The following is a 20,647-nucleotide window of genomic DNA, read 5'->3' as shown; positions in this document are numbered from 1 at the left end:
GCCTTACAGCAGCGTGTATCCGACGATGACGACCGAAAAATAAAAGGCGATCTCCAGCCAGTCCTTCCGCGTGTGCTTGAGCAGTTTGAATCCGACATATGCGCATCGGCCCATGATGATGATCAAACAGATCTGATACAGCAACTTCGGAATGATGATCAAAGTCACATCGCCTCCTACCTTGATGTGACTCCATCTTTATTTTCAATCTCGCTTGAATATGACAGCAGGATTTTTTGACCTCTTCTCGAAGTGGTATATACCACCAGTTTATACTGGGAGTTTTCCAATCGGGACGAGGAGGAGAAGGGGAAAATGAAAAAATGGGTCAGTTTGGTCACCCTTTCCGCGCTGCTGTCGACAACTGTCGTAACGGGCGCATATGCGGGGACCGACAACAAAGTGATCGATGGGATTGAAAAGGCGTACATCGTGTCTGTGCAAGACGAGGGGAGCATGCTCACCTATCAGATGATCGTCGATGGCGAGGTCAAAACGTTCTACACCCACAACAAATCGTTCAGCGCCGGAGCGGGCCAGTTTGTCAGCTTCAAGGCAAAGGAAAACCGCATCGTCGACTTCCAAGAAGCGGTCGCCGTCGCGTCGCTCCAAGAGAAGATCATGGCGAAAAACACCACCGCGAAAACCCTCGACCTCGAACTGCGCGGCACCGTGCAACTGGCTGACGGATACGAAGTTTTCCAAAGCGTAAACGGACAATTGACTGAAAAGTCGCTCAGTGACGTGATGGTCGGTGCCAGCAATGTAAGCGTTTTCCTCAACGAGCAAGGCAAAGCGTTCCAAGTGATCATCGAGGGCCAAACGCCTGTCGACACGATGCGCATCGGGATCATGACCAGCGGCTTTGCATCGCTTGACCATACCCAATTCGATGTCAAATCGGCAAACGGATTCCAGATCGTCGACAAAAAAGGCGGCCAGACGTTCGAGATCGCGGCCAACGACGTCGCGACGTTTGTCTCCACGCCGGTCGGCACGAAAGTGTCGGTCAACGGTCTAGACCTCTACACCACGCCAAACCGCCTGTACGCAGTACCGAAAGACTCGCTGTTGACGGTCACCACGTTCAAGCGCGCGTACGGCAACCCGTCTTATCGCGGCACTTTCGAGATCACCGCTGCGCCGACTGCCGGCAAGCTCAACGTGATCAACGAAGTGAACATGGAAAACTACCTCACCCAAGTCGTGCCGTCCGAGATGCCGGCCTCCTTTGGCCTTGAAGCGTTGAAAGCGCAATCGGTTGCGGCGCGCACCTACGCGCTGTCCGACTACTTCTCCAACCGCTATGCAAACAAAGGCTTCCATGTCGACGACTCCACGCTGAGCCAGGTCTACAACAACAGCGCGGAAAACGCTCTGACCACGCAGGCGGTCAACGAAACGCGGGGCCTCGTGATGATGAGCGGCGGCGACCTCGTCGATGCCCGTTACTACTCGACCTCGGGCGGCTACGGCGCGGCGAAGCACGAAGTCTGGTCGGACGCAAACGGTGCCTTCCCGGGCACGCCGATCTCGTACCTGAACGCGAAGAGCTACGTCTACGATCCGGCCGATCCGTCGCAGATGTTCAACCTCAACACGCAGGATGAAGCGGCGATCAATTCGTTCTATAAAGATCTGTCCTTCAATGGCTACGACTCGACCTCGTACTATTTCCGCTGGAAAGTGGCGTTCTCGAAGACGGAGTTGGAAAACACGGTCAACTCGCAGATCAAAGCTCGCTACGCAGCCGATCCGAAGTTTATCCTGACCCAAGATGCGACCGGCAACTTTGTTTCCAAAGCGATCCCGACCGCCGGCGTCGGTGAGATCAAAAATCTCTATGTCGGCAAGCGTGGCACCGGCGGCAACATGCTGGAACTGGTCGTTGAAGGCACCACCGGCACGTACAAGATCGTCAAAGAATACAACATTCGCTTCACCGTTCGCCCGAACAAGCAATTCACGCTCTCTGCGGGCGACATGCTGCTCTACCGGGCGAAAGGCGGCTCTTCGACGTATGACCTCGGGTACACGCTGAAAAACTACACGATCCTGCCGTCCGCATTTGCCACCTTTGACATCGCTCGCGATGCAAACGGCGGGCTGTCGGCTGTCACCTTCTACGGCGGCGGCAACGGCCACGGTGTCGGCATGAGCCAGTACGGCGCATCCGACCTCGGCGCGAAGGGCTGGAAGTTCGACCAGATCCTCGACGCGTACTACAAAGGGATGGATTTGACCAACGTATACGGTGAATAATGTCGGTTTGAAAGGAGGAGCCTGCGCCAAAGCGCGGGCTTTTCTGTTTTCTCTTGTCAGACATATACTGGAATGGTAGAATACAGAAAAATTTTCAAGGGAGTCGGTGTGTGTTGAATTATCTGGCACTGGAAGCTTGGATCGAAGAGGAAATGAGAACCCGACACGTGCCTGGCCTGGCTGTGGCCGTCATTCAGGAAGGAGAACTGGTCTATGCGCGCGGTTTTGGCGTGACGGGACTTGGCGAACAGGCGGTGCCGGTGACGGCAGACACGCTGTTTCGCGTCGGATCGGTGACGAAACAGATGACGGCGATTTTGATCCTGCGCCTTGTGGAGGCAGGGCTGCTCGATCTGGATCGACCGGTGATCGACTACCTGCCGGAGTTCCGGCTGTCCGATGCGCAGGCGACAGAGGCGATCACGCTGCGCCTGCTGCTCGCTCATTCATCGGGTCTGATCAATCAGGCGGACCACTACGGCAGCCGCGACCCGCAAGGACTGCGTCGCTATGTGCTCCACGAGATCTCGAAACTGCCGGTCTGGTATGTGCCGGGTCAGGTGTTTTCTTACAGCAACAACAATTACAACATCGCCGGTCTCATCGCCGAAACGGTGACCGGGTGTTCTTATGACGATCTGATGCAGGAATACGTATTTGACGCGCTTGGGATGAGCCGCACCACGTTTGACCCGCTGCGGGCGATGGGGCTGGGGCTTGCGATGCCGGTGATGCGCGGTGGGGACGGCGAGTGGTCGCCGCTGCCGGTGTTCCCGGAAAATACGGTCAATCACCCTTCCTTTTTTGCCATGTCCTCGGTGCGCGATCTGGCCCATCTGGCGCTGTTTCACATGCATCGCGGTCAGTTTGGCGGTCGGCAAGTGGTACGAGCCGACCTCGTCGACGAGATGCATCGCCCGCAACAGCGCAACTACTACACCTCCCGGCTGGCTGCCGGTCTTGGCATTTTTTCCAATGTGCGCAAAGGGGTTCCGCTGCTGACTCACTTTGGCGATATCTCCAGCTACAGCGCGGATATCATCACCGTACCGACGCACAAAGCGGCGGTGATCGTCGTCAACAACAACGAGTTTCCGATCTATGACATCCTCTACAAGATCCTCGACCAACTCGTACCGGGAACGGAAGCGACAGGCGACACGGACGCACCGACGGAGGATCGCGAGTTGTGGCAGCGTCTGGTCGGGGTCTACTATGGTCCGTTCTGCGGTCAGTTGGAGATCGCGGTGGAAGAGGAGCAGCTGATCCTCCGCCACAACGGCACTCGACGCGCGTTGCGCCGCCATGCGGACGATCTGTTCGCCTGTTTGGACGAGGAAGGGACACACGTCGCGACACTCGGCGTTGTGGCGAATGAAGGCGACATAGATATCGTTACGGTTAACAATAATTTTGCCAAACGTCTGAATCGAGTTCCGAAACGGTGGGAGCCGACAGCGGAACAACTTTCGGCTTACACAGGCACCTACGCGCATCATGAGATCGTCTCCTGCGAGATCACCGCGCAGGAGGGGCGATTGAGCGTGACCGATGAGCATGGCACGGTGGAGTTGGCGCCGTATCGCGAGCATCTGTTTCTGCATCCGCATTTTGGCACGTATCTGTTCGAGGTCGAAGCGGATGGGCAGGCGGAGCGGTTGTTGTGGAGTCATTTTCTGCCGATGAAACGGAGGGAGACGCCATGAAGCGAGCGTTGATCTGGGCAGGGGCCGGTGTGCTCCTGCTCGCCGTCGGAGCCGGAATTTGGCAAGGGGGCTACCTGCAACGGTCGGTCGAGACGACACCTGCGCCTTCAGCCGCGACGGAGGACACGCAGACCGAGACGCGTTCGTTTGCGATCCGGGGTGTGATCGAAGGATTTTACGGCAAGCCGTGGTCGTTCGAGGAGCGGTTGTCGATGTTTGATTTTATGGCGGATCACCGCTACAACACGTACGTCTACGCACCAAAAGACGATCCGTACCAGCGGGTGTCGTGGGCCGATCTCTACCCGGCGGCGGATGCGGAGCGGATGAAGCAACTCGTGCAGGGGGCGGAGAACCGTCGCATCCGCTTTGTCTATTCGATCTCGCCGGGTGTGCCTGCGCCGCTGCCCGGTCAGAAACTGACGCAGGAGGCGATCGACCGCTCGATCGGATATTCGGTGGCGGCCGACCGCGAACGATTGAAGAAAAAGCTGGAGCAGATGCGCGGTCTTGGGGTTAAGACGGTGATGCTGTCGTTCGACGACGTGGCGAGCCAGATGAAGGACAAGGACCGCGGCATTTACGGCACCGATCTCGGAGCGGCTCACGTCGAGCTCGCCAATCTGGTGTTGGAGGAGCAGCGGGCACTCGACCCGGAGTTCACGCTCTGGTTCGCCCCGACGCGCTATCACGGAGTCAAAGACAACCAGTACTGGCAGACGGTGCGGGCCAAGCTGAACCCGGATATCCATGTGATCTGGACGGGCAAGGAGATCGTCTCACCTGCGATCCGCAGCGAGGAAGCGGATCAGGTCGCAAAATGGCTGGGCCGCAAGCCGCTGGTCTGGGACAACTACCCGGTGAACGATTTTACGTATGAGATCGACCATCGTCCCCAGCTCTTCCTCGGTCCGTTGGAAGGGCGCGACGCCGACCTGCACCTGCACACGGCCGGACTGCTGGCCAACCCGATGATCCAGCCGGAAGCGTCGAAACTGGCGCTGGCGACCGTCGGCGACTACCTCGACGACCCGAAAGGCTATGACCCGGAGCAAGCGTGGGGGGAGTCGCTCGCCGCTTTGCGCGGGGTCAAAGACGCGAAGGTGCTGGCTTCGATGCTGGCGTACGCGCGCACGAGCCCGGTGCATGCCGCTCCCGACGCGCGCATCGCCGAGTTGATCGCCGCTTTTTGGAAAGATCCAGCTCCGGCGTCCGCGGCGACGGCGCATTTGCGAAGCGAGTTTGAGCGGTTGCAGCGTTTGCCGGTCGGGTTGCCGACAGCGGTGGAAAACAAGGCCCTGCTGGCTGAGATCAACCCGTGGGTGCGCAAACTGGCCGGGCAAGGGGAGGCGGGGCTGCTCGCCATCGAGTATTTGTCCTTACCACCGGAGCATGCAGAGAAGGCAACGGCAAAAGCCCAATTGGTGGGAAAATTGCAAAAATTACAAGCCGATCCGACAAAAATCGGCGAAGAAGTGCTTGAATTCGCCTTAGAAGCTGTAAAAAAATAATTTTCTATCCGGGAGGAAAAGTTTTTCCCTCTCCGAATATATAGTGGTATAGACCTCCATATGTTAGGTGAACCCATGCTAAATAAAAATATACCGATACCTCTGTACTACCAGTTGAAGGAACGGCTGACTCAGACGATTCTGCAGGGCGAGTTGACGCCGGGCACGCTGATGCCGTCGGAGCGAGAGTTGAGCGACCGCTACAGCATCTCGCGGATGACCGTCAGGCAGGCACTCGGCGAGATGGTCAAAGAAGGCCTGCTCGTCCGCGAACAGGGTAAAGGCACGTTTGTCGCCGAGCCCAAGATCAACCAAGGCCTGCTCAAACTGACCTCTTTCAGTGAGGACATGCGCAGCCGCGGCATGAAACCGGATTCCCAAGTGCGCTCCGTGACGGTGCAGGAAGCATCCGCCGTCGTCGCGCGCGGCCTGATGATCCAGGAGAAAGACCAAGTGATCGTCTTCGAACGCGTGCGGCTCGCCGACTCGCGGCCGATGGCGTACGAAGTGGCGCATCTGCCGCTCGGGTTGTTTCCCGGCATCGAGGCGGAAGACCTGCACAACGTCTCGCTGTACAACTTGATCGAAGAAAAGTACGGCGCGAGTTTGGAGTACGCCCGCCAGACGATCGAGGTCGGGCTGTCCAAACCGTTCGAGTCTGAACTGCTCGGCATCGCGCCCGGTTCGCCGGTGCTGCTGATCGAGCGTTCGACGTTTGACGCGGACGACCGGCCGTTCGAGTTTGTAAAGGCTGTCTACCGCGGCGACCGCTACAAGCTCCAAGTCGAGCTGAGAAGGTAGGTGGGAGCGATGCGCGCATATGTCGGCATCGACGGCGGCGGCTCGAAGACACGGGCTCTCGTCGCGACGGAAACGGGCGTCCTGATCGCAGATCTCCTCGCCGACGGCTGCAATGTCAACCGCTACGGTTGGGAGAGATCGCAACACGTGCTCGATCAATTGTTTGAACAAATACGTGCCGCACTGCCTGCTGACACGGCAGTCGCGGCGATCTACCTCGGCTTGGCAGGCATTGACCGCGAGCCGGACCGCCGCCGCATGACCGAGTGGGCGTCATCGCGATGGACCGACTGCGCCGTGCGCGTCGAACACGACGGGATGCCTGCGCTGGCAGCCGGCAGCGGCGGCCGCCCAGGGATCGTGCTGATCTCGGGCACCGGTTCGGTGGCGTTTGGCATCGACCCGAGCGGACGTCAGGACCGCGCAGGCGGTTGGGGCTATCTGATCGGCGACGAAGGCAGCGGGTATGACATCGGCCGCCGCGCGTTGCAAGCGGTGATGAAGTCACACGACGGCCTGCTGCCGCCGACACGCCTGACCGCGTTGCTGCTGGCCCGCTACGGCGTGGAGCATCCGACCGGGCTGATCCCGGTGGTGTACAGCGACACGTTTTCCAAAGAGCGGATGGCCGAGGTGTCCCGCTTTGTGTTTGCAGCGGTCGCGGAGGGCGACGTCGTCGCGCTGCGCCTGCTGAACGGAGCGGCGGATGAGCTGGGCGCGCTGGTTCGCGTGCTGTTGGAACGGCTGGACTTTGGAGACAGCCTCGTGCCGGTCGTGGCGACCGGGGGGCTGTTCCACGCAGGCAGTCCGCTCCTCGCCTTGGTGCAGGAGCGGTTGCAAGGGCAGGCCGAGGTGCTGGTGAGCGATCACCCGCCGGTCGCCGGCGCGTGGATGCTGGCCCGGCAGATGATCGTCGGACGGCAAGGAGCAGCGGGCGGAAACGAGTGGAGAGCACTGTTTTCGCAGTTGTAACGGAAGGAGCTGTTTTTGATGGATTCGATTGCAAAGTTAGCGACGGAGCAGACAAACGACCGCTCGGCAACGCTTGATCAGATGAGCGCGCTGGAGATCGTCACCTTGATGAACGAAGAAGACCGCACGGTCGCCGACGCGGTGCAACGGGCGTTGCCGGCCGTTTCGGAGGCGGTGGAGCGGATCGTCTCCTCGCTGAGCCAAGGCGGACGGCTGTTCTATGTCGGGGCCGGCACGAGCGGACGGCTCGGCGTGCTCGACGCGTCGGAGTGCCCGCCGACTTTCGGCACGGAGCCGGAGATGGTGCAAGCCCTGCACGCAGGCGGCGAAGCGGCGCTGGTGAACGCGGTGGAAGGCGCGGAGGACGACTTTGCGGCCGGAGCGGCCGATCTGAAGGCGGCCGGGCTGCAGGCGGGCGACGTCGTCGTCGGCATCGCAGCCAGCGGACGCACGCCGTACGTGGCCGGAGCGCTGACCTATGCGCGCGAACTGGGAGCGGCTACGGTGGCGATGTCCTGCAACGCACCGGCGGAGATCTCCCGCCTCGCCGACACGGCCATCGAGGTCGTGACCGGTCCGGAAGTGCTGATGGGCTCGACCCGGCTGAAAGCGGGTACCGCGCAAAAGATGGTGCTCAACATGATCAGCACGGCGACAATGGTTCGCCTCGGCAAGGCCTACCGCAACCTGATGATCGACGTCAAGCCGACCAACGTCAAGCTGGTCGACCGCGCCTGCCGCATTCTCGTGCAGGCGGCAAACGTCGAGTACGAGGCGGCATCGGCCGCGCTGACGCTGTCGGGCAACCGCGTGAAGGTCGCCTTGGTCATGCTCAAGACCGGCCTGTCCGCTGAAGAGGCGGCGCAGCGGCTCGACGAGGCGGACGGCTTTGCCGGCCGCGCCGTCGGCGAAGCGTAAACGGAGGAAGGAGACCCATCATGACCGCATCTCAAACGAACGACACCGCGCTCACGCTGCGCCAAAAGATCGGCCAGACGATGATGTTCGGCTTCCACGGCACCGAGCCGTCTCCGGAGATCGAACGGCTGATCCGCGAGCACCACGTCGGCGGCGTCATCCTGTTCGCCCGCAACATCGGCGGTCCGGACGACGTGTTGAAACTGACCGTCGCCCTGCAAAAGATCGCCTATGAAGCGGGGCACGCGCACCCGCTTTTCATCTCCATTGACCAAGAGAACGGCATCGTCCGCCGCCTCGGAGCCGGAACGACGCTGTTGCCCGGCAACATGGCGGTCGGCGCGACCGGCAGCCCGGACAACGCCCGCGCTGTGGCCCGCGCCACCGGCCGCGAGCTGAAGGCGCTCGGAATCAACTACAACCTCGCGCCCGTTCTCGATGTCAACAACAACCCGTCCAATCCGGTGATCGGGGTCCGCTCCTACGGCGAAGACCCGCACTTCGTCGCCGATTGCGGCGTCGAAGCGATCAAGGGCCTGCAAGAGGCGGGCGTCCCGGCTTGTGGAAAGCATTTCCCCGGCCACGGTGATACGAGCAAGGACTCGCATCTGACCCTGCCGACGATCCCACATGACCGCAAGCGATTGTTCGAAGTCGAGATGGTGCCGTTCCTCAAGGCAATCGCGCACGGCGTCGATTCGATCATGATCGCGCACGTCTGCTTCCCGGAGATCGAGCCGGACGTCACCAAGTCGGCGACGCTCTCCAAGCGCGTCGTCACCGACTTGCTGCGCGGCGAACTGGGCTACAAAGGACTGATCACCACCGATTGCATGGAAATGCACGCGATCTCCAAAACGATCGGCACCGTCGAAGGCGTTTGCCAAGCCTTTCAGGCCGGCATCGATCTCGCCTTCGTCTCGCACAGCCACGACCTGCAGGAGGCGACGATCCGCCGCATCGCCGAGGCGATCGAGAGCGGCGAGATCCCGGCTTCCCGTTTGGATGAATCGGCGGAGCGCGTCCTCGACCTGAAACGCAACTACCTGTCGTGGGACGAGATCACGCCGTATTTCGGTCAAGAGACGATCACAGTGCCTTCGCTCGTCAACGGCGAAGAGCATCAATCGCTGGCACGCCGCGTCATGGAGTCGGCGGTCACGCTGACGAAAAATGACGGCGGCCTGTTGCCGCTGGCGATCTCGGCGGACCAATCGGTCGGTGTGGTGTATTTGAAAAACATCATGACGTCGATGGTCGAGGACGAGCGCTACCTGATCAACTCCTTGGCCCAAGCGGTCGAGGCGGTGCATCAAAATGCCCAAACGTTCGAAGTCGGCAACCCGCCGACCGATGAAGAGATCGAACGTGTGGCCGGACAGCTGTCCGACTGTGCGGCAGTGATCGTCGGCACGATGAATGCGCAGCTTTCCCCGCAGCAGGTGGCGCTCGTCAAACGTCTGCACCAACTGCCGCAACCGCTGGTCGTCGTGTCGATGCGCACCCCGTACGATCTTGCCGCATTCCCGGAAGTGGCGGCTCACATCTCGGCGTATGAATTTACACCGGTCGCGGCTGAGATCGCGGTCCAAGGCATCTTTGGCCGTACAGATCTGCAAGGCCGTCTCCCGGTGAGCATCCCCGGCGTCGCTCAAAGAGGCGGCAAGGCGGAGGCACGGGCATGAAGACGACGGAGCAGCAGCCTTTGACTTGCATCGGTCTGATGTCCGGCACATCGGTCGACGGGGTCGATGTGGCGATCGTCGATCTGACCGGTGCTCCGCCGTCTGTCGGTGTGAAGTTGCGCCATTTCCAGACCGTGCCGTTCACAGATGCCGTTCGGAGTGAGGTCTTTAAACTGTTCTCTCTCGGCAGCTCAAACAGTGCGACGATCTCGCAGATGAATTTTCTGCTCGGCCGGGTCTTCGCCGAAGCGGTTTTGACAGCGCTTTCACACGCAGGGATCGCCCGTGAGGAGATCACCTTCATCGCTTCGCACGGACAGACGGTCTGGCACAGCCCGACGCCGGAACCGTTGGCCGGGTACGACATTGCGTCCACGTTGCAGATCGGCGAGGCGTCTGTCATCGCCGAGCACACCGGCATTCCGGTCATCTCCGATTTCCGCGTCCGCGACGTGGCGGCCGGCGGGCAGGGCGCGCCGTTGGTACCGTTCGTCGACGCGCTGCTGTTCGCCGATCCGACCGGACAAACGGGGCGGATCACCGCCAACATCGGCGGCATCGCCAACCTGACCGTGCTGCCCGCTGGCGGCGTGGCGGCAGGGGAGCGGGTTATCGCCTTTGACACCGGACCTGGCAACATGATTCTCGACGGGCTGGTGCGGCGGGCGACGGGCGGAGCGCAGACCTATGACAAGGACGGCAAGATCGCCCGCTCCGGCCGGATCATTGAGGAGTATCTGCAAGAATGGCTTTCGTTGCCATACTTCAGAGAAACACCGCCCAAATCCACCGGACGCGAGCTGTTTGGCGAGCCTTGCGTGGAGATGTGGTGGCGAGACGGACAGGAGCGCGGCTACGCACCCGAAGATCTGATCGCCACGGCGACCGAGTTCACAGTCAGGACCTTCACCGAAGCGATCCAACACCACGTCCTCCCGCATCACGCCGTCGAGGAGATCATCATCGGCGGCGGCGGGGCGTACAACCCGCTCCTGCTCGCGGGCATCGGGGCGGGACTTCCCGGCATCCGCATCTTGCCGCAGGAGGCGACCGGCATCCCGAGCGATGCAAAAGAGGCGGTCGCCTTTGCGATCCTGGGATATGAATGTTACCATCGCCGTCCGAACAATCTGCCCTCCGCCACCGGCGCGCACCGCCCGGTCGTGATGGGCAAGATCGTCTGGACGTAGGGGAGCGATCGGTCATGACGATGCGCATCGGCATCGAACGCCTCTCCGACACTGACACCCTGCGCCGTTATCAAGGCGCGCGGATCGGCCTGTTCACCCACTTGGCTGCGGTCGACCGCGACCTCGTGCCGACCGTCGACCGCATCGCCGCGCGGCCTGAGCTCGATCTCCGGACGATCTTTACCCCGGAGCACGGACTCTACGGGGTGGCGCAGGCGGGCGACACCGTCGCGGACGAGACGCACCCGGAGTCGGGCGTCCCGGTCTATTCGCTCTACGGAGCGCGCAAAGAACCGACGCCGGAGATGTTGCGGGACCTCGACGCGATCTTCGTCGACTACCAAGACGTCGGCGTTCGCTTTTACACCTACCTGTCCGCGCTCGGCTACGTCCTCGATGCGGCCGCCGCGCACAGAATTCCGGTGATCGTGCTCGACCGTCCCAACCCGCTGTCCGGGTCCCGCGTCGAAGGCCCGCTCGTTCGCGTGCCGTTCCGCTCCTATGTGGGGCGCGATCCGTTGCCGTTGCGCTACGGCATGACGACAGGGGAGACTGCCCGATTTATCGCCGCGGGCAAAGGGTTGCCCGCACCTGAGGTGGTCACCGTCGAAGGATGGTCACGCGACCGCTGGTTCGACGAAACGGGCCGCCACTGGGTGCCGACCTCGCCGAACATGCCGACGTTCGATACCGCACTGGTCTATCCCGGTCTCGCGCTGCTTGAAGGAACCAACCTCTCCGAAGGACGGGGCACCACCCGGCCGTTCGAGACGTTCGGCGCACCTTGGCTGCGGGCCAAAGAGTTGATCCGCGCGTTTCATCGACTGAACCTGCCGGGCGTGCGCCTGCGCGAAACGCACTTCGTCCCGACCTTTTCCAAATATCAGGGCGAGCTCTGCCACGGCGCACAGGTGCACGTCACCGACCGTGAGACGTTTCGCCCGGTCGAGACGGCCGGGCATCTTCTGCAGACGGTCGCGCTCCTGCACCGGCAGGAGTTCTCCTTCACCGATCCGGTGAACGGCCGCCGCTTTCTCGACCTGCTGACCGGCACAGACGAACTGCGGACGGCGATCGAAACGGAGCAAGACCTTTCCGACGTGTATAAGAGGTGGCGCACCGAGGCGCAGGCGTTTTGCGCCGCACAGTCTGCTCACTTTTTATATCTATAAAAGCACATCTAGCACAGATTTAACCAAGGGGGCACTTACACATGAAATTCATGAAAACTGTGGCATTGGTCACTGTGATGGCAGTAGCGGGCGCAGGTTTGGCCGGCTGCTCCGAAAAAACGGAAAAAGAGACAGAGACCGCAAACTGGACCGGCAAGATCGTCATCTGGGACGGCCCGCGCTGGGAAGATCCGAGCAAAAACAAATACCATTGGCTGGAAGCACAAGCGAAAGCGTTTGAATCTTCGCACCAAGGCGTCACCGTCGAGATCGTGCAAGTGCCGTGGGCAGAGCTGAATGACAAGCTCGGCGTCTCCATCGCCGGCAAAGCATGGCCGGACATCGCGCCGATCGACATCTCCGGCAACGGTGTCAATCCGACCTTCATCAAGCAAAAAGTCGTCGAGCCGCTGGATGACTACTTCACCGCTGACGACAAGAAAGACTTCTACGAAAACGCGCTGGAAGCATACACCCAAGACGGCAAAATGTACGGCGTGCCGGCGGCGATGACCGTCCACTCCATGCTGCTTAACCTCGACGTCTTCAAAGAGCGCAACGTCGAGCCGCCGAAAGACGGCCAATGGACGTGGGAAGAGTTTGTCGACAGCATGAAAAAGCTGACCTACGACAAAGACGGCGACGGCACCACCGACGTGTACGGCATGTCCACCTACATCAAAAACGGGTACTACGAAGCTTGGCCGTTCCTCTACATGGACGGCGGACGTCCGCTGAGCGAAGACGGCACCAAGTTCACCTTCGACAGCAAAGAAGCGACCGACGCGATGAAAAAGCTGGCCGACCTCAAAGCTGTTGAAAAAGTGGCTCCGAAAGAAATGGGCTCCGGCGATGTCGGCGGCACCTGGAAAGCGTTCTCCGCTCAAAAATCGGTTGCCGTCGAGCCGTGGGCGACCTGGGCGATCTCCGCAGCAGCAAAAGCAAACATGAACAACGTCATGGTCGCGTCTTACCCGACCGGCAAATCGGGCAAGCCGGTCACCATCGGCGGCGTCGGCGGCTGGATGATGTTCGCACAAGAAGACAAAGGGAAAAAGAAAGTACTCGCTGACTTCATGAAGCAACTGTCCAACACCGACAACCAAGTGCTGTCCGCGAAAAACTACGGCACCTTCCCGTCCCGCAAATCGGCGATGGATCAAAAGCCGTTCGAAGGCAACATCCCGATGCAACAAGCGCAAAAGCTCACCGAGCAAGCGGTGATGGTTCCGAAGCACGCGAACTGGAAGAAGATCGACGAAGCGATTCAAAAAGAACTGCAACTCGTCCTCAACGGCGAAAAAGCGCCGGACGCAGCGATGGCTGACGCGAAGAAAACGGTCGACGGCCTGCTGAAGTAACACCGAACTGAACAACCTGCACAGGGTGGGGGCTCCCGATATGCGGAGCCCCTGCTACTACTTACACCGTCAGGAGGGAAGAGCGTGAAGACCTCTCCAACGACAGCACACGAAACGGGCAAACCGTCCGCCAAGCTCCGCTCGCGTCAGAAATCCTTGCTTCGCGAGATGTGGAAGCAGCGCGCCGCCTACCTGTTCCTGCTGCCGAAAATGATTCTGTTTATCGCCTTTATCGTGCTACCGGTCATCTGGGCGTTCGTCATTTCCTTCCAAGAGTTTGGCATCTTTGAGAGCGAATGGGTCGGCATCGACAACTACGTCGCCACCTTCCAAAACGAAGCGTTTATGATCGCTTTGTGGAATACGCTGAAATACACGTTGGTCACCGTGCCGGTCTCGATCCTGCTGGCGTTGACGCTGGCCACTTTGATCCACCCGCTGGGCCGGATCTCCCAGAGTTTTTTCCGGGGCGCGTTTTACCTGCCGACGGTCACCTCGATGGTCATCATCGCGATGGTCTGGCGTTGGGTGTACAACTACCGCTTCGGTCTGTTCAACTACTTCTTGAGCTTCTTCAACATCCCGGCTCAAGACTGGCTGAACCAATCGGACACCGCCTTGTGGGCGCTGATCATCATGAGCATTCTGATCCCGCCGGGCGTCGGCATCATCATGTACCTCGCCGCGATGGGCTCGATCCCGGAATCGCTGTACGAGGCGGCCAAGATCGACGGCGCAGGCTCGTTCCAACGCTGGTGGCAGATCACCGTGCCGCTGCTCAAGCCGACCACGCTGTACTTGACCATGCTGTCCTTGATCGGCTCGTTCCAAGTGTTCACGCAGGTCATTCTGATGACCGGCGGGGGACCGGGCGACGCGACGGAGACGCTGGTTCACTTGATCTACAAGACAGGCTTCCGCGATCTGGAGTTCGGCCTCGCATCGGCGCAGGCGATCGTGCTGTTCGTGATCACGCTGATCTTCGGCCTCATCCAATACCGACTCCTGTACCGCAAATCGGAAGACTAGGGGGGAGCAGACACAGATGAACCTGCAACGCACATCCGGCAAATTTATCACCTACACGATCCTGATCATCTGGGCCGTGATCTCGCTGCTCCCGCTGTACTGGGTCTTCTCGACCGCCTTGCAGCTCAGCGAATACAAAGACGACACCACCGGTCAAGTCATCTCCTACGTCGAGGCCGAACCGCCCAAGCTCTACCCGATGGGCATCCCGAAATACTTCGAGGAATGGGGCAAAGCCCGCGACGCCGCCTCATCCGGCAATGCCGCCGCAGAAGCGCATCACCGCGAGCGGATGGATATGATCGTCACCGACACTTTCTCCGGATTTGCCGCCTTGTTTAACGGCACGAGCATCTGGAAATGGTTCTTCAACTCCGCGTACATCGCCGTCGTCGTCACCGTCGGCATCCTCTTGCTCGACACGATGGCCGGCTACGTGCTGGCCAAAAAACAATTTCCCGGACGCGACTTTATCTTCTGGCTGATCATCGCCACGATGATGATCCCCGGTCAGATCACGCTCGTTCCTCTCTTTAAAATGGTGCAAACGCTCGGCCTGATGGACACGCATTGGGCGCTGATCTTGCCTGACCTCTCGATGGTGTTCGGCGTGTTCCTGATGCGCCAGTACATGCTCTCGATCCCGTCCGATCTGCTGGAAGCGGCCAAAATCGACGGCGCTTCCGAGTGGAAGACCTTCTGGACGGTCGTCGTCCCGCTGGCCAAGCCGGCGTTGGCGACGCTCGGTATCTTTACTTTCATGAACGTCTGGAACTCGTTCCTCTGGCCGATTATCGTGCTGAACAACGCTGACCTCTACACGCTCCCGGTCGGTCTGAAGACCTTGCAGGATCAAAACCTCGCGATCTTCAAACTGCTGATGAGCGGTGCGGCGGTGGCGGCGGTGCCGATGATCATCGTGTTCATCGCCTTCCAGCGCTACTTCATCCGCGGTCTCACCGTCGGCGGCGTCAAAGAGTGATCGCGCGAAACGTTCGCGCCGTTGTGGAGCAGGGGCTGGCAGACGGCCTCTTTCCCGGAGCGGTCGTGCGGGTGGTGCGGGCAGGGGAGGAGATCCTGTTCGACGCATGGGGGATGGCGGAGATCACGCCGGAGCAACGCCCGATGCGGACCGACATGTGGTTTGACCTCGCCTCGCTGACCAAAGTGATGGCGACACTTCCTGCCGTCCTGCGCACGCTGCAGGCAGGACAGATCGATCTGCACGCGCCGGTTCAGCGCTATGTTCCGCTGTTCACCCAGCCGGACGTGACCGTGTTTCACCTGCTGACCCACACGTCCGGACTGCTTGCTTGGCTGCCGATGTACTTGCGGGCGCAGACTCCGGAAGCGATCTATCGGCACATCTGCGAACGAGTGCGGCTGGAGGCGACTCCAGGCACGCGTGTCGTCTACAGCGACCTCGGATTTATCCTGCTCGGCTGCCTGTTGGAAGCCGTGTGGAACAAACCGCTGCTCGAGGTGTTCAACGAGCAGGTGTTTGAGCCGCTCGGCCTTGACCAGACCTTCTTCACCCCGACTCATCTGAAACGCACCGAACTGGTTGCGACGGAGGTCGGCAACGCCCACGAGCGCAAGATGTGCGCCGACTACGCCCCCGCTGCGGAGATCGACGCCTTCCCGTGGCGCACCGAGACGCTGGTCGGCGAGGTGCACGACGGCCACGCGTGGTACGGCATGGGCGGCGTGAGCAGCCACGCCGGGTTGTTTTCCACAGCCCGCGATGTCTCCCGCTATGTCGAGATGTGGGCGGCAAAGGGAGGCGGTTATCTGGAGGAGCATTGGGTGCGGCTGGCGACGACCCTTCACACGGTGGGCATCGGCGACGCGCGAGGGCTCGGGTTCCAATTGTATGAGGACGGGGCGTTCGGTCACCTCGGCTTCACCGGCACCTCGCTGCGCTTGCATCCGGCGACTGAGACGCAGGTGATCGCCTTGACCAACCGCGTTCACCCGCATGTGCAGACCGATCTGGCTGCGTGGCGGCGAGCCTTGCACGCCGCAGCTTTTCAACTCTAGCCAAGAAGGGAGGAGAGTCATATGAACCAAACGATCATCCAAGGCAACCTGGTCGTCGGAAGGCAGATCCTGGACGATCACCTGCTGATCGTCGCTGACGGCAAGATCACCTACATCGGTCCGCGACGAGACGAGACGCCCGACTTGATCTGTGCGGAAGGATACATCGTCCCCGGCTACCTCGACGTACACGTGCACGGCTCGAACGGCCATGACGTGATGGACGGCAGCCGGGCGGCGTTGGAGGGCATCTCAGCCTCGCTGGCCCGCTACGGCGTCACCGGCTACCTTGCGACCACGCTGACGGGAGGGATCGGCGATCTTCGTCAGGTGCTCGCCGCTTGCCGCCAGTTTGCCGACGAACGGCCGCCGGGCGCGGAGTTGCTCGGTATTCACCTCGAAGGTCCGTGGATCAACATGCGCCACAAAGGAGCGCAAAATGCTGCCTTCGTCGTCACGCCCGCCGTCGAGGACGCAGATGCGCTGTTGCAAGCGGCGGGCGGCCTGCTGAAAGTCGTGACGCTGGCTCCGGAGCACCCGGAGTCGCATGAAGTGATCGCACACCTCACCGCGCACGGTGTTCAAGTCTCTGTCGGTCACTCCGACGCCACCTATGACCACGTCAAAGAAGCGATGAACCACGGTCTGTCGCACGTCACGCACTGTTACAACGCCATGCGCCCGCTGCATCACCGCGAGCCGGGCGTCGTCGGCGCGGCGATGTACCACGACGAGCTGACGACCGAGTTAATCGCCGACGGTGTGCACGTCCATCCGGTGGCGATGAGCATCCTCTACCGACTGAAGCGGGCGAACAACCTCGTCCTCGTCAGCGACGGCATGCGCGCCGTCGGCATGGAGGACGGTGCCTACGACCTCGGCGGTCTCGACGTCCTGCTTAAAGACGGCGAAGCGCGTCTCCCCGACGGCACGCTCGCCGGCAGCACGCTGACTCTCGACCGCGCCGTGCAAAACATGGTGCGTCTGTGCCGAGTCCCGCTCCCGGAAGCGGTCGAGATGGCCACCGCCACCCCGGCCCGCCTGATCGGTGTCGCGGACCGTAAAGGACGGCTGGCTGTCGGCCACGACGCTGATTTCCTCGTCCTCGACACAGAATTGAACGTGGTACGCACATACGGTGCCGGACGTTTGCTCTACGAAAAAAAGACGACACTCCTCTAGCGGGAAGTCGTCTTTTTTCCCTTTTATCGGTTCACCTTTCTCTCCATCCGGCGCGTATGATGCCAATACGGAGCAAGAGGGGAGAGGAGGGGGTTCGGTGCCAGACACAACGATCACCTTTCGGGAAGCGTGCAGACAAGACGAGGGATATCTCGTTGACGTGACGTTGGAAACGATGCAGCGCGTCTTCGAATCGAGCGTCGGCCATTCGCTGACAAAAGAGGCGATCCTCGAGATCATCCACAGTTGCGACGTGACCCTGATCATCGAGCAAGATGGCCGGCCGGTCGGCTACACCTGCTACGCGCATACCGCGCCAGGGCGGATGTACTGGGCGTCGCTCGTGCTGTCTCCGCACGCGCAAGGCGGCGGCATCGGGCGGCAGGTGACCCGCCACATCGTCCAGACAGCCAGAGCGCGAGGGGTTCGCGTGATCGACGGACACGTCCAACTCCAAAACCGCCGTGCAGTCGATTATTGGTTCCGGCGCGGGTTTCGCCCCAGCGGCCCACCGGTGCAAGGGAGTCTGCCGATCTGCTTGTGGATCTGAAAACACAAAAAAAGACCCTGCCGAGGCAGAGTCTTTTTTTCTTACAAAATGCCTTCGATCAACAGCACGCGCGCAGGAGCGGCCTCCGTCTCCAAGATCTTCAGCGGGGCACCGACAAAGAAATAGCGGCCTTCCGCCACCTCTGCCAAACGCAGCCCTTCATAGATCACGATCCCGGCGGCAAACAGCGTCTTGTGCGTCGGATGACCCGCTTGGGCCCGTTCGATCCCCAGCGCGTCGATTGCCACGCCGCGCACCCCGATCTCCGCGAGATAGCGTGCACCGTCCTCGGCCAGATAGGCAAAGTCCGGGTCCCACTCTTCGCTGAGCGAGTTGCGCGTCTTCAACACGACAAACTCGTTTTTCTCGAGGCCGTATGTCTCCAGATCCGCACGGGAAATACCGGCTTCCACACGGGTCAAATCCAGCACCCGGCAAGGGCCGGTCAGCTGTTCCATCGGCCATTCCTTCATCGTGCCGCCGCCCGGCACCATGTGCAGCGGGGCATCGACGTGCGTGCCGCAGTGCATGTCCATGTCGATGCGGGACTCGTAGGCGGTCGCCGTGTCAAAATTTTGTACGTTGCGGATCTGCGGTTGCTTCTCCGGCTTCATTTTATAGACGGGCATGCCCTCGTAGATCGGCATCGACACATCATAAATCTTGTACATCAGACGTTACCTCCTCGGCACTTCGATCCGCTCTTCCTTCGCTTGAACGACCTGAGCGTCTTCCAACTGGACGCGCCACCAGTGCGTTTCGCTCTCGGCCAGCAGGTCATTCAGTCGCTCCGGGCCCCACGTTCCGGCCGGGTAGGTGGGGATCGGGTGCTCGTCCTTGTCCCAGGCTCGGCGGATCGGATCGACAAATTTCCAAGCCAGCGCGACTTCGTCCCATCGGGTGAAGAACGTGGAGTCGCCTTGAATCGCGTCATGGATCAGCGTCTCGTACGCTTCCGGCGAGTCAAACTCGCAGTTGTTGCAATAGTCCATCGCAATCGGCAGCACCTGCATGTCGTCTGCCGAATTGCCCTTGGCATTGAGCACGAGCGAGATGCCTTCCGACGGGTTGACGCGGATCACAAGCAGGTTCGGGCGCAGATCGCCTTTTCTGTTGAAATAGATATGCTTGGGCATCGTTTTAAACTGGATGATGATCTCGGTCGATTTCTCCGGCAGTCGTTTGCCCGTGCGGATAAAGATCGGCACGCCCGCCCAGCGGAAGTTGTCGATGTACAGCCGCCCGCCGACAAACGTCTCGGTCGACGACTGCGGCGAGACCCCGTTTTCCTCCGAGTAGCCCGGCACCGACTGCCCGCGCATCGAACCGGCCGCGTACTGACCGCGCACCATGTTGGCGTGCACCTCGTCCTCTTGGAAGCGGCGCAGCGAGCGCAGCACTTTGACCTTCTCGTCACGGATCGCTTCATTGACGAGGCGGGAAGGCGGCTCCATGCAGACCATCATCACCATCTGCAAAAGGTGATTTTGCACCATGTCTCGCAGCGCACCGGACGACTCATAGTATGCAGCGCGCTCTTCGACACCGACCGTTTCGCTGGCTGTGATCTGGATGTTGTCGATGTGCAGGTTGTTCCACAACGGCTCGAACAGCGAGTTGGCAAAGCGGATCACCTCGATGTTTTGCACCATCGTCTTGCCGAGATAGTGGTCGATGCGATAGATCTCTTCTTCGGCGAACGTCTGCTTGATCTGCTCGTTGAGCTCGACGGCCGTCCGGTAGTCGTGCCCGAACGGCTTTTCGATCACCAGCCGCTTCCAGCCTTTGTTTTCCGTCATGCCGCTTTCCCGCAGGTTGGTCGAGACCTGGCCGAACAACTCCGGTGCGATGGAGAGATAGAACATGCGGTTGCCGGGCAGATCAAACTGGGACTCCTTGTCCACGACCAGCGAGAGCAGGCCGCTGAAGGCGTCCAAATTTTTGATATCCACCGCCCGATAGTCAAATCGTTCGACAAATGCAGCCCAGTTTGCTTCGCTGTCGATCTTCATCCGGGAGTACGATTCGACCGACTCGCGGACCGCCTGCCTGAACTCCGCGGAAGTCAATTGTTGGCGTCCTGTCCCGATCACGGCAAAACGTGCGGGGAGCAACGAATTGCGATACAGCCCGTACAGAGCGGGGAACAACTTGCGCTTCGCCAAGTCGCCCGTCGCCCCAAAGAGGGTAAGCACGAAAGGATCGAGTTCTGTTGTATGTGCAGACACGGATTGCACTCCTATCCACGCAGATTTTTCCATGGGCAAT

The 20,647-nt window shown here is 60.6% G+C and carries 18 protein-coding genes; 15 read left to right on the top strand and 3 right to left on the bottom strand.

Features of this window, described 5'->3' with window-relative positions:
• Positions 1-3 precede the first annotated feature (3 nt).
• Positions 4-162: a hypothetical protein gene (locus tag OS242_RS02415; RefSeq protein WP_267150063.1), complete on the bottom strand. Its 159-nt coding sequence runs from the start codon at positions 160-162 to the stop codon at positions 4-6.
• 153 nt (positions 163-315) lie between these two features.
• Here OS242_RS02415 and OS242_RS02410 point away from each other — a divergent pair, with 153 nt between their 5' ends.
• The 15 genes from OS242_RS02410 to OS242_RS02340 all read left to right on the top strand — a co-directional run bounded on the left by OS242_RS02410 (position 316) and on the right by OS242_RS02340 (position 18,379).
• Complete coding sequence (locus tag OS242_RS02410; protein WP_267150062.1) at positions 316-2,262, top strand: SpoIID/LytB domain-containing protein; 1,947 nt, start codon at positions 316-318, stop codon at positions 2,260-2,262.
• A gap of 113 nt (positions 2,263-2,375) precedes the next feature.
• Entirely contained in the window at positions 2,376-3,968 is a 1,593-nt protein-coding gene (locus tag OS242_RS02405) for a serine hydrolase domain-containing protein (protein WP_267150061.1), read from the top strand.
• Entirely contained in the window at positions 3,965-5,479 is a 1,515-nt protein-coding gene (locus OS242_RS02400; RefSeq protein WP_267150060.1) for a protein O-GlcNAcase, read from the top strand. The genes OS242_RS02405 and OS242_RS02400 overlap by 4 nt, the downstream gene beginning before the upstream one ends.
• A gap of 75 nt (positions 5,480-5,554) precedes the next feature.
• On the top strand, positions 5,555-6,280 hold the full coding sequence (locus OS242_RS02395) for a GntR family transcriptional regulator (RefSeq protein ID WP_267150059.1): 726 nt from the start codon (positions 5,555-5,557) through the stop codon (positions 6,278-6,280).
• A gap of 9 nt (positions 6,281-6,289) precedes the next feature.
• A complete protein-coding gene (locus tag OS242_RS02390) occupies positions 6,290-7,252 on the top strand; it encodes an N-acetylglucosamine kinase (protein WP_267150058.1) in 963 nt (320 codons plus the stop codon).
• A gap of 18 nt (positions 7,253-7,270) precedes the next feature.
• Complete coding sequence (gene murQ / locus OS242_RS02385) at positions 7,271-8,170, top strand: N-acetylmuramic acid 6-phosphate etherase (protein ID WP_267150057.1); 900 nt, start codon at positions 7,271-7,273, stop codon at positions 8,168-8,170.
• A gap of 20 nt (positions 8,171-8,190) precedes the next feature.
• Positions 8,191-9,855 (top strand): beta-N-acetylhexosaminidase, encoded by a 1,665-nt coding sequence (gene nagZ, locus OS242_RS02380; protein ID WP_267150056.1) that lies wholly within the window; start codon positions 8,191-8,193, stop codon positions 9,853-9,855.
• A complete protein-coding gene (locus tag OS242_RS02375; protein WP_267150055.1) occupies positions 9,852-11,045 on the top strand; it encodes an anhydro-N-acetylmuramic acid kinase in 1,194 nt (397 codons plus the stop codon). Before nagZ ends, OS242_RS02375 begins: the two co-directional genes overlap by 4 nt.
• A 14-nt stretch (positions 11,046-11,059) precedes the next feature.
• Positions 11,060-12,217 (top strand): exo-beta-N-acetylmuramidase NamZ family protein, encoded by a 1,158-nt coding sequence (locus OS242_RS02370; RefSeq protein WP_267150054.1) that lies wholly within the window; start codon positions 11,060-11,062, stop codon positions 12,215-12,217.
• A 41-nt stretch (positions 12,218-12,258) separates the two neighbouring features.
• Entirely contained in the window at positions 12,259-13,578 is a 1,320-nt protein-coding gene (locus tag OS242_RS02365; protein ID WP_267150053.1) for a sugar ABC transporter substrate-binding protein, read from the top strand.
• Positions 13,579-13,662: 84 nt separating this feature from the next.
• A complete protein-coding gene (locus OS242_RS02360; protein ID WP_267150052.1) occupies positions 13,663-14,607 on the top strand; it encodes a carbohydrate ABC transporter permease in 945 nt (314 codons plus the stop codon).
• Between the two features lie 16 nt (positions 14,608-14,623).
• On the top strand, positions 14,624-15,589 hold the full coding sequence (locus OS242_RS02355; protein WP_267150051.1) for a carbohydrate ABC transporter permease: 966 nt from the start codon (positions 14,624-14,626) through the stop codon (positions 15,587-15,589).
• Positions 15,586-16,647, top strand: a complete 1,062-nt coding sequence (locus OS242_RS02350) for a serine hydrolase domain-containing protein (RefSeq protein WP_267150050.1) — start codon at positions 15,586-15,588, stop codon at positions 16,645-16,647. Before OS242_RS02355 ends, OS242_RS02350 begins: the two co-directional genes overlap by 4 nt.
• 21 nt (positions 16,648-16,668) lie before the next feature.
• Entirely contained in the window at positions 16,669-17,829 is a 1,161-nt protein-coding gene (gene nagA, locus OS242_RS02345) for an N-acetylglucosamine-6-phosphate deacetylase (protein WP_267150049.1), read from the top strand.
• A 97-nt stretch (positions 17,830-17,926) separates the two neighbouring features.
• A complete protein-coding gene (locus tag OS242_RS02340) occupies positions 17,927-18,379 on the top strand; it encodes a GNAT family N-acetyltransferase (protein WP_267150048.1) in 453 nt (150 codons plus the stop codon).
• A gap of 41 nt (positions 18,380-18,420) precedes the next feature.
• On the opposite strand, the gene OS242_RS02335 is transcribed toward OS242_RS02340, so the two are convergent.
• Positions 18,421-19,050, bottom strand: coding sequence for a cyclase family protein (locus tag OS242_RS02335; protein WP_267150047.1), 630 nt, complete (start codon positions 19,048-19,050; stop codon positions 18,421-18,423).
• Positions 19,051-19,056: 6 nt separating this feature from the next.
• Positions 19,057-20,607 (bottom strand): glucose-6-phosphate dehydrogenase, encoded by a 1,551-nt coding sequence (zwf, locus tag OS242_RS02330; RefSeq protein ID WP_267150046.1) that lies wholly within the window; start codon positions 20,605-20,607, stop codon positions 19,057-19,059.
• Positions 20,608-20,647: the final 40 nt, after the last annotated feature.

The organism is Tumebacillus lacus (genome assembly GCF_026410385.1).
GTDB classification, from domain to species: domain Bacteria; phylum Bacillota; class Bacilli; order Tumebacillales; family Tumebacillaceae; genus Tumebacillus; species Tumebacillus lacus.
Note: the sequence above shows the minus strand (reverse complement) of the source record. Positions and strands in the feature narration are given on the sequence as shown.

Bases quoted from the DNA above. Each gene is read 5' to 3' on its own strand.
- OS242_RS02410 (WP_267150062.1), top strand. From the start codon at position 316: ATGAAAAAATGGGTCAGTTTGGTCACCCTTTCCGCGCTGCTGTCGACA.
- OS242_RS02400 (WP_267150060.1), top strand. From the start codon at position 3,965: ATGAAGCGAGCGTTGATCTGGGCAGGGGCCGGTGTGCTCCTGCTCGCC.
- OS242_RS02395 (WP_267150059.1), top strand. From the start codon at position 5,555: ATGCTAAATAAAAATATACCGATACCTCTGTACTACCAGTTGAAGGAA.
- OS242_RS02390 (WP_267150058.1), top strand. From the start codon at position 6,290: ATGCGCGCATATGTCGGCATCGACGGCGGCGGCTCGAAGACACGGGCT.
- murQ (WP_267150057.1), top strand. From the start codon at position 7,271: ATGGATTCGATTGCAAAGTTAGCGACGGAGCAGACAAACGACCGCTCG.
- nagZ (WP_267150056.1), top strand. From the start codon at position 8,191: ATGACCGCATCTCAAACGAACGACACCGCGCTCACGCTGCGCCAAAAG.
- OS242_RS02375 (WP_267150055.1), top strand. From the start codon at position 9,852: ATGAAGACGACGGAGCAGCAGCCTTTGACTTGCATCGGTCTGATGTCC.
- OS242_RS02370 (WP_267150054.1), top strand. From the start codon at position 11,060: ATGACGATGCGCATCGGCATCGAACGCCTCTCCGACACTGACACCCTG.
- OS242_RS02365 (WP_267150053.1), top strand. From the start codon at position 12,259: ATGAAATTCATGAAAACTGTGGCATTGGTCACTGTGATGGCAGTAGCG.
- OS242_RS02355 (WP_267150051.1), top strand. From the start codon at position 14,624: ATGAACCTGCAACGCACATCCGGCAAATTTATCACCTACACGATCCTG.
- nagA (WP_267150049.1), top strand. From the start codon at position 16,669: ATGAACCAAACGATCATCCAAGGCAACCTGGTCGTCGGAAGGCAGATC.
- OS242_RS02335 (WP_267150047.1), bottom strand. From the start codon at position 19,050: ATGTACAAGATTTATGATGTGTCGATGCCGATCTACGAGGGCATGCCC.